The sequence below is a fragment of the Aquifex sp. genome (assembly GCF_056494385.1).
Genome location: NZ_JBSLZM010000028.1, coordinates 1 through 7,773, shown reverse-complemented (window position 1 = coordinate 7,773; position 7,773 = coordinate 1). Strand labels below are relative to the sequence as shown.

8 protein-coding genes are annotated in these 7,773 nt (G+C 38.2%); all 8 read right to left on the bottom strand.

Translation table 11 applies throughout. The annotated features are described in order from the left end of the window. Positions 1 to 337: 337 nt before the first annotated feature. From cas2 to ACWB1W_RS02120, 8 genes are read right to left on the bottom strand one after another with little or no spacing between them, the layout of a single operon-like run. The gene (gene cas2 / locus ACWB1W_RS02155; protein WP_479369755.1) at positions 338 to 604 is read right to left on the bottom strand and encodes a CRISPR-associated endonuclease Cas2; all 267 of its coding nucleotides are present in this window, start codon (positions 602 to 604) and stop codon (positions 338 to 340) included. A 1-nt stretch (position 605) separates the two neighbouring features. Continuing rightward, a complete protein-coding gene (cas1b, locus tag ACWB1W_RS02150) occupies positions 606 to 1,595 on the bottom strand; it encodes a type I-B CRISPR-associated endonuclease Cas1b (protein WP_479369754.1) in 990 nt (329 codons plus the stop codon). Next, on the bottom strand, positions 1,592 to 2,092 hold the full coding sequence (gene cas4, locus ACWB1W_RS02145; protein ID WP_479369753.1) for a CRISPR-associated protein Cas4: 501 nt from the start codon (positions 2,090 to 2,092) through the stop codon (positions 1,592 to 1,594). The genes cas1b and cas4 overlap by 4 nt, the downstream gene beginning before the upstream one ends. Continuing rightward, positions 2,076 to 4,391 carry a CRISPR-associated helicase Cas3' gene (cas3, locus tag ACWB1W_RS02140; RefSeq protein WP_479369752.1) on the bottom strand — a complete coding sequence of 772 codons (2,316 nt, stop codon included), beginning with the start codon at positions 4,389 to 4,391 and terminating at the stop codon, positions 2,076 to 2,078. Before cas3 ends, cas4 begins: the two co-directional genes overlap by 17 nt. Beyond that, complete coding sequence (gene cas5b / locus ACWB1W_RS02135; RefSeq protein ID WP_479369751.1) at positions 4,340 to 5,107, bottom strand: type I-B CRISPR-associated protein Cas5b; 768 nt, start codon at positions 5,105 to 5,107, stop codon at positions 4,340 to 4,342. Before cas5b ends, cas3 begins: the two co-directional genes overlap by 52 nt. Positions 5,108 to 5,109: 2 nt before the next feature. Further along, positions 5,110 to 6,003, bottom strand: a complete 894-nt coding sequence (gene cas7b / locus ACWB1W_RS02130) for a type I-B CRISPR-associated protein Cas7/Csh2 (RefSeq protein ID WP_479369750.1) — start codon at positions 6,001 to 6,003, stop codon at positions 5,110 to 5,112. Further along, positions 6,000 to 7,643: a TIGR02556 family CRISPR-associated protein gene (locus tag ACWB1W_RS02125; RefSeq protein ID WP_479369749.1), complete on the bottom strand. Its 1,644-nt coding sequence runs from the start codon at positions 7,641 to 7,643 to the stop codon at positions 6,000 to 6,002. Before ACWB1W_RS02125 ends, cas7b begins: the two co-directional genes overlap by 4 nt. A gap of 24 nt (positions 7,644 to 7,667) precedes the next feature. Continuing rightward, the gene (locus tag ACWB1W_RS02120; RefSeq protein WP_479369756.1) at positions 7,668 to 7,760 is read right to left on the bottom strand and encodes a CRISPR-associated endoribonuclease Cas6; all 93 of its coding nucleotides are present in this window, start codon (positions 7,758 to 7,760) and stop codon (positions 7,668 to 7,670) included. Between the last annotated feature and the right edge of the window lie 13 nt (positions 7,761 to 7,773).

Here is a 7,773-nt window from a genome sequence, read left to right as displayed (position 1 = left end):
GTTTCAATCCCTTATAGGCACCTAACAAACCAGCCTATAACTTACCTTATTCAGTTGACAAGAAACCCCTGTGGCTCAACGGCCACACTTAAATTTTATAGAATTCTTTAAGAGTCGTCAAGTGGAGTTTATTTCCCGTGAACCTCTAATCTCCCCAAAATCCCGGGAGGTTCACAGTTATTGATTTTGTAAGCAAAACCTCAAATTTTAAAACTTTCGGTTAGTTAGAACTAATATAAATTTTATGGGGTTCATTGACCATTTGGAAATCAAGAGGGTAAAATATTTATTTCCTAATTTTTAGGCTTTTTTAACCCTTTGAGTTTGTTAATAATTACTAAATAAACATATTATCATGGGAAGGCTTATCTATGCCTATACTCAACCTCTCGTAGTAGTTCTTTGTTCCGAACTTGTATATAAGAACGGAGTCGTAAGACTCATCAAGGGCTTCCTTTAACTCGTCTATCAATATTCTGAGTTTTGCTTCTGTTATTTCTCCTTCAAATACGGAGTTTTGAACCCAAGTTAAGTATTTTCTACATATTTTAAGAGCTTTTTGAACCCTTTCCTCTTTCACATCGTAAACAAGAATAACGAACATTTTAATCCCCCGAGTAGGGTATGTAAATTTGTTCCTCCAAAAAATGTTTATACAGTTTATAACACTCCAGTTTTATAAGCTTCTTGTAGGATACTTTTCCGAGATTTTTATACTTAAATGTGGTGTTAAGTTTTTCTTCAAAAGCTTTTATAAATATCTTTTTTCCGTTTTCGTTTAAGTAGGAATAGTTTATTTCTTCTTCAAAATGCTTTAATGCAATCTGCTTCCTGTTTATTAGTGTAAAGATAACCTTATCAACAATTAAAGGCTTAAATATTTCTGCTAAATCAAGATTTAGCGAAAAACTTCTTCGGTTTGTCTCGTGAAGATAACCTATTCTCGGGTCAAGGTGTGTCTGGTATATTTGAGCGAGTATAGTAGTGTAAATCAAAGAGTTTCCGAAAGATATTAAAGCATTTATAGGATTCTTCGGCGGTCTTTTTGTTCGCTTTTCAAAAGTAAACTCTTCAGAATTCAGTATATAATCAAAAGCTTCGTAATAGATTTTTCTTATTTCTCCTTCTATTTGCATGATACTTTCTATTCTTTGGAAATCCTTTATAGATTCTGAAGTTTCTTCTATCTTCCTGATATAATCAAAAAGGATTTTATCCTTATTTTTTGCATAATAATTCAGATTCTTTATTATCTGGTTTATTCCGCCTATAACAAAGCTCTTTGCGAGGTATAAGCGTTTTTCAAAATCAAGGTAGTGTTCAGCCTGCTTTAAAGTAATTAATCCCGAATTTAGTTTCTCCCTTGGGTAGTAGCTTCCGGTGTAGTAGCCGTATCTGTTGAAGAAATGAACGGGTATTCCTTCCTTTGATAGGAATTCCAGAACTCTTTTGTTTAGCTCAATTTCACCGAAAACGTAAATCTCGGAAATTGCATTTATTGGAAGCACTTTTTTACCTTCCTCGGTTATTAGTTTTAACGTGTTTTCTCGCCTCTCAAGCCTTCCACTTGAAAATATATACGTAGGTTTTCTCATGCCCAGCAAAACTCCTTATAGGCACACTTTGAGCAGTAAGGTATTTTTACAGGTTTGGGCGGTTTATCCATGCTTAAGATTCTCTTTATCCCTTCTATTGCGTCTTCAAGCTCTCTTTCCTTTTCGCTATCAAGCTCTACTTCTATTCTTTTTCTCTCCTCGGGAATAAGCAGAACTCCTTTTAACTCCGCCCCTTTGACTTTTTTCATATAGTAAAGATAAAAGGACAACTGCATAATCGCACTTTTAAGGTATTTTGAGCTCTTTTTAATCTCTCCTATTACTTTTCCCTCGGGAAGTATGTCTATCTTTACGTTATTGTCTATCATAAGTTCCTTCTTCCTATCTTTGTAAAAGATTTCGTGTATATGTCTTCCGAGGACAAGGAAATCACTTGATTGGTCCGCTTCTATACCGTGTGCTATATACCATACTTCTCTTTTGCATATGTAGTAATACCATATGAGTGTTCCGTTTATTTCATAAAAAGATTGCATACTCTCCCTCTTCATTAAAACCTAAGGTTTTGTCATAATAAATATCAAGGGAGCTTCTATCAACGTAATAGATTCCGAGCTCCTCATCCTTGAAGGGGATATTCTTTTTAAGTCTCACGGAAATAACGTAGTTGTAAAAACGGGGTTTTAACCTTTCAAATGCTTCTTTCGCTTCAAAGATGTTTATCTTCCTGCTTCTTAAGTCCTTTATAATTCTCTTTGCTTCACTCCATACCTTTTGAGCTTCGTTATTAAGCTCAATGAATACATCGTTCCTTGATATATCTTCTTTTATTAGCCTAAAACTGCTTATGCTTATATCTTCATCCCTAAATCTGAACTCTTTTACTGCATTAATTATCTTTTTTGAGAGTTCCATGCTTACTTTATCCCATAGGAGCTTAAAGTATTCTTCAATAAGTTTTAAAAATTCGCTTTCCGTTAGTATCTTCTTTCCTTTTAATAAGTTTTCCGTTGCGCTGAGAAGGGTTACATCGTATATATAGGAAGCGTAGCTTCTTCCTCTCTCATCAATAAGCTTCACTACCCTGAACTCTCCTTTTTCCTTTTCCATATTTCTGTTGCATCTTCCCGCTGACTGGTTCAAGGAATCAAGCGGAGCGAAATCTCTGTAAACCACATCAAAGTCTATATCTACACCCGCCTCAACCAGTTGGGTGCTCACAACTATGGAATACTTACCTTCTTTTATCTCTCTTATACGTTTAAGTCTTTCATAAGGAACCACGTAAGTGGATAGGTATCCGACCTCCTTCCCTAGCTTCTTCGAGAAGAGGTTATAAGCTTCCCGTGATTCCCTAACGGTGTTGAAGATAAATAGGTATCTCTTTCCTTCCTCAAGCTTTATTGATTCAATAAATTCAGAAAGTTTCTTTTCTTTTAGGTCTATGTTTACTTTAATTCTGTCAAGGGCTGAGAAATATTTTTCCTTGTTTACTAACTCCTTTCCCTTTTCAACGAGGTAGGGCTGGGTCGCTGTCATGAAGATGAAGTAAGTCCCGAATCTTTCGGAAAACTCCTTTACCGCCTCTCTAATAAGGAGCCAGTATTCGCAAGGGAGTGCTTGAACTTCGTCAATTATAATGATTGAACCTGCAAGCTTGTTGAATCTCCTTGAGTAGTTTTTTCTCCAGGAGATTAAGGTTTCAAAAAGTTTCACGAAGGTTGTGATTATTATCTCCCCGTTCCATCCCTCCGTAAGAAGTCGGGATATGGCAAACTCATACTCGCCGAACTCGGGTTCCGAAAGGTGGTGATGTTTTATAATCAGGCCGTCCGGTAGATTTTCCTTAAAAACTTCCTTTATAACTTCCGCATTCTGGTCTATTATGCTTAGGAAGGGCAGGGAATAAATTATCCTCGGGGTGTATCCGAGCCTTCTCCTTATTTCGTTCCTCAGTTTAAGGGCAAAGGCAAGGCCTGTAAGAGTTTTTCCCATACCCGTGGGAAGTGTAAGGGTATAAATTCTCTGTGAGAGGTCAAGAGAACTTCTTAGAACTTCTCTAAAGGCTTCTTCCCTCAAATTGTCTATTGGTCTTCCTTTCCTCAGTTTCCTTTTATACCGTTCAACAGATTCAAGGGGAATGTTTTCTATCCTTTGCGGTTTGTAGGGTTTCGCTCCCGCTTCCGTTTTGTCCGCGTCAAGAAGGAGAGAGTAAATGTATTGGAATAAGAAGAAATCCTTAAGTTCCTTCTTTCTCTTTCTTATGGAGAGTCTTAACTTTCGGAACTCCTGTCTTAGTCCTTCCAAGAACTTAAGAAAATCTTTCTTATTGTAGTAAAGTTTTTTCTTTATTTCCAACGGAAGATTTAGGTTTTTTATAAATTTATTTGCCTTCACTTCGTCTATTGTTTCCGCTTGCTTCCTAAGTCTTTTTATGTCATCTTCTTCCGGAGATAGCTCTACTCTCATATTTGTGGGGTTTGTGTGGTGTCTTTTTGCGGAAAGGTATCCGAAAAAGGCTAAAAGCTCGTCGTCGGTAAATTTTTTAAGAACAAAGTATGTGTATACGCCCGAAAGTAGTGCATGCTCGGAGAGTTTATTAGGTTTTGCATATCCTTTTTCCATTATTTCCTTCATATAATCTTGAAAGAACTTTGTTGTTTTTCCAAAGTCGTGAAGCGCTGTAGTAATTAGAATCACTTTTTTCAAGCTATCTTCAAGCTTTATGGCTTTATCGTTAATAAAGAACTCACAGAGCTCAATACATCGGTTTATGTGGTCCTCTATGTAAACAAACGGGTGGGAGTATATCCCTGACTTTTCTGAGACTCCCAAAGGTAAATTACCTCCCCGTTATTTAAAAACAAAACGTTTTTAAACCGGCCGTATAGAGGTTTTCCATCAACGTTAAAGATAACGTCCTCATATCTTAAAACTTGTCTGTCCCGGGACATGTAAACGGGTATGCGTTCTTTTCCTACCCTCCCTTCAAGTCTTTCAAGGTCAAGGTCTATAACTTCGCTTAAGGGAATTACCGTGTTTATCTTTTCCGCCCTTTCCCTTTTTTCCGCTTCAAAGATACCAACAAAGGAGAAATCCCCGAGAAGCTCCGAAAGTCCAAGGGAAAGAGTGTAATAGCTCTCGTGATTTTCCAACCTATTTTTCAGCCGGGTAAATAACTCTTCATTCTCCCAGGATATATATATCCTAAATGCGGGGTTCCTTAAGAACTCTACTTTTACCTGGGTTCTGAGTGTTTTCCCTTGTTTCCTTAAGGGATTCAAGGTAGGGTCAAACTTTCCGCTGCTTCCCTTTGTATATATGTAGTTAATCGTCATTCTTGTCTTCTTTACGGGTTTTAGTAGTCTTATACCGAGCTTTATATCTTCTGTTTTCTTTAGATACTCTTCTTTTTTAAGTCCCAGTATAGCCCCAACTATTCCCCTCACGGTTGGAGGAGGAGGAAAGGGGTATGTAAGAGGGGAAGAGGTGGTAAAGAACTTCCTAAAGTGTCCGAAATCCCCTACTACGTCAAAGGCTAAAAGATACATAATTACTCCCACTCCAGCTCTTCTAACTTTATTCCATCAAATACCTCTTCTAGCGGTGTTGTTAGCCTTACTCTGTCATCGAGCTTATACCTAACTTTCATAATTTTTCCTTTATTCTTTTGAACTTTCTCCTTTAGCTTGGATAGGTCTATCTCAACCTCCTCTATATCCCTTATTTCCTCATCTCTCTTGTTAGAGTGTATAAAAACCAGTTTATCAAGCTCTCCCATATGGGAGAGAACTCCCTCGTTGTAGATAATCTCTATTAGGAGTCTTGGTTCGTGTCCGAGCTTTGAGCGGGTAATTGCGTCGTTGGAAGATTTGACCCCGAACCACATTGCCTTAAGCATAAGGTCTATGTCCTCATCCTTGAGCTTGGTATCCTTTGCAGCCTTTTCGTTTGCAACCCCATAGAAGGCTATAAGTGAGTAGGGAACTACGTAATACTCGGTCATAGTTCCCTGCTGAGCCCCTTCCCTTGAAGGGATAACGGTAGTTCCCTTTATGAGTTCAACCTTTACCCTGTGAAGGGATTTTCCGAATTTGAACTGAACCGGACCGGTAAAGTTTCCTCTTCCTTCTTTAACCGCAAAAGTTCCTCCGAAAAGTCTTATGTCTATACATTTTTCAAGGACTTTCTCGTAATTGTTATCGTATTCCTTTAGAAGGTCCTCCTTTGTCTTCGGATTTCCTTTTTCGTCCCGTTCTTCCCTTAAGAAAATCTCATATCCCATTTCCGCCAGCTGGTCTCTTATAAACCTTTTTAGTCTTACATCCGTTACGATGTTTATACCTGTCTCTTCGTCAATCCTCGGCTTGTTTTCGTCTCCGGGGTCTCCGTTGGGATTAGCCCAGCTTACATCGTAAATAAATAAAAACTCTCTTCTGTTCTTCATTTATCTCCCTCCTTTAAAGCTTCCTTTACTTCCCTCTCCATGCCCATACCGAGGGCAAAGTAGAAGTTTATCTCCTCCGTTGTTAAGTTCCAGGGAGATGAAGCCTTTGAAAAGTATTCGGAAGCTTTCTCAAAGAGTTTAGACTCCACGTATCCAAAAGAGTAATAAGCTTCCAGCTTTTCCCTGACAAGAGGTAATAGCCTCATAACATCTTTTTCTTTCATTTTCAAACCTTTCAGGGATTTGAGTATCGGAGCTTTACCCTTTCTTTCCCTCTCTTGAGCATTCACAAGGCGTTGAGTTAAAGCCCCCAGAAGGAATAAAGCCCTTTTAATATCGCTATCAAGCGAGGGAAGGGAGTTTAAAAACTCATCAAGGCTATCCTTAGAAACTTCACTCATCTTTATATCCCCCGTGCTAAATTTTGAAAAGAGATAAACACTAAAGGCTTCTTTTATAAGAGATTCGTATCCCTCCCCTTCTACAAGCTTTTTCCTTATTCCCTCAAGAAGAATACTGATAAGTAGACCTTCGTCAAAGGGAAGGCCTTTAAAAATTTTCTCCACAAACTCAAAAAGAAGCTCCCGCATAAAGAGGTTATTGCTGCCTTCCTTCAGGAAGAATCTTCTAACCGTATCAAAGGTGAACCGGCGGATAGAAAGATTGCTTTCAATAAATTCCTTTATCTTAAATATTTCCTTCAGTCTGGAGGGATAGATATCCTGTATATACAACTCTATGCGTTCTTGCTTCTGGTTTTTTTGCAGAAAGAGAATATGAACCGTGAGTATATCCTTCTGTTCACTTAAAAGAAATAAGGCATCTTCCTCAATTGAAAATAGTGCTTTCTTCTCCTCCTTGCTCAATTTTTTTACATCCCTTTTTTCAGTGATAAGGTCTATCACTTCCCGCTTTGTCTCTTCATCAGCAAATAAAAACTCGGGAATTATGTAATACCTTACACCTGCGAAGGAAAACTTAAGATTCTTCTCAAGAAATTCCCTTCCGAGATTCATATCGTTGTAGCAATCAAGACATACGGGAAAGTTTTTGTAAGCGTTTTTAGGGTTAAAACCGCCTGCTATGTATCCGGGCTTATCGTTTGTGTAAAAGGTAAAGGGTGAAAGCTCCCCGCTAACCTTCTTTTCTTCAAGACAAACGGAACATACGCCCTTTCCCAAACTTTTTGAACCTATACCCGAGAGAATAATCCTCAAGGCTCCGACGACTTCGGGAATTTCCCCGATATACCTTCCTTCTATCTTTACCGTCAGAAGCTTTTTCCGGTTTTTAGGAATATCCTTTATTATCCTTTCAAGTTCTTCCTGGGCATTTTCAAACTTCAGCTCGGGAAGTGAGGGGTTTACTTTTCTGAGATTTTTCCAAGCTTTTAAAATGTTCCCTAAAGATTTTTGAGGTGTTGTAAATGAGAGTGTAGGCGTAAGGGTAGGTGGATTACTTCCCTTACTTTCCTTGTATAAATACTTACCAAGTTTATCCTCTTTAAAATCTTCAGCATAAACACCTTTGTATTTTCCGGTTTTGTCAAACTCAAGAACTATTACCTTATCCGCACTTATTTCGTCGTATAACTTTTTCTTTCCTTTAAGCCTCCCGAGTTCCCTTAAAGCTGTTAACATCTGTCCCTCCCCTTTATTAAAACCTTATTTCAGATCCGAATCTGACACATGCTCAACCATTCCGAAACCCGCACTATTCTTATTCCCCAGGCCTACCTCAAGAGCAAGCTTTAATATATCTTCTTCCCCT

What these genes read in the sequence shown, in the direction of transcription:
- cas4 (WP_479369753.1), bottom strand. Translation starts at nt 2,092, where the DNA reads ATGCAATCTTTTTATGAAATAAACGGAACACTCATATGGTATTACTAC.
- cas5b (WP_479369751.1), bottom strand. Translation starts at nt 5,107, where the DNA reads ATGTATCTTTTAGCCTTTGACGTAGTAGGGGATTTCGGACACTTTAGG.
- cas1b (WP_479369754.1), bottom strand. Translation starts at nt 1,595, where the DNA reads ATGAGAAAACCTACGTATATATTTTCAAGTGGAAGGCTTGAGAGGCGA.
- cas7b (WP_479369750.1), bottom strand. Translation starts at nt 6,003, where the DNA reads ATGAAGAACAGAAGAGAGTTTTTATTTATTTACGATGTAAGCTGGGCT.
- cas2 (WP_479369755.1), bottom strand. Translation starts at nt 604, where the DNA reads ATGTTCGTTATTCTTGTTTACGATGTGAAAGAGGAAAGGGTTCAAAAA.
- ACWB1W_RS02125 (WP_479369749.1), bottom strand. Translation starts at nt 7,643, where the DNA reads ATGTTAACAGCTTTAAGGGAACTCGGGAGGCTTAAAGGAAAGAAAAAG.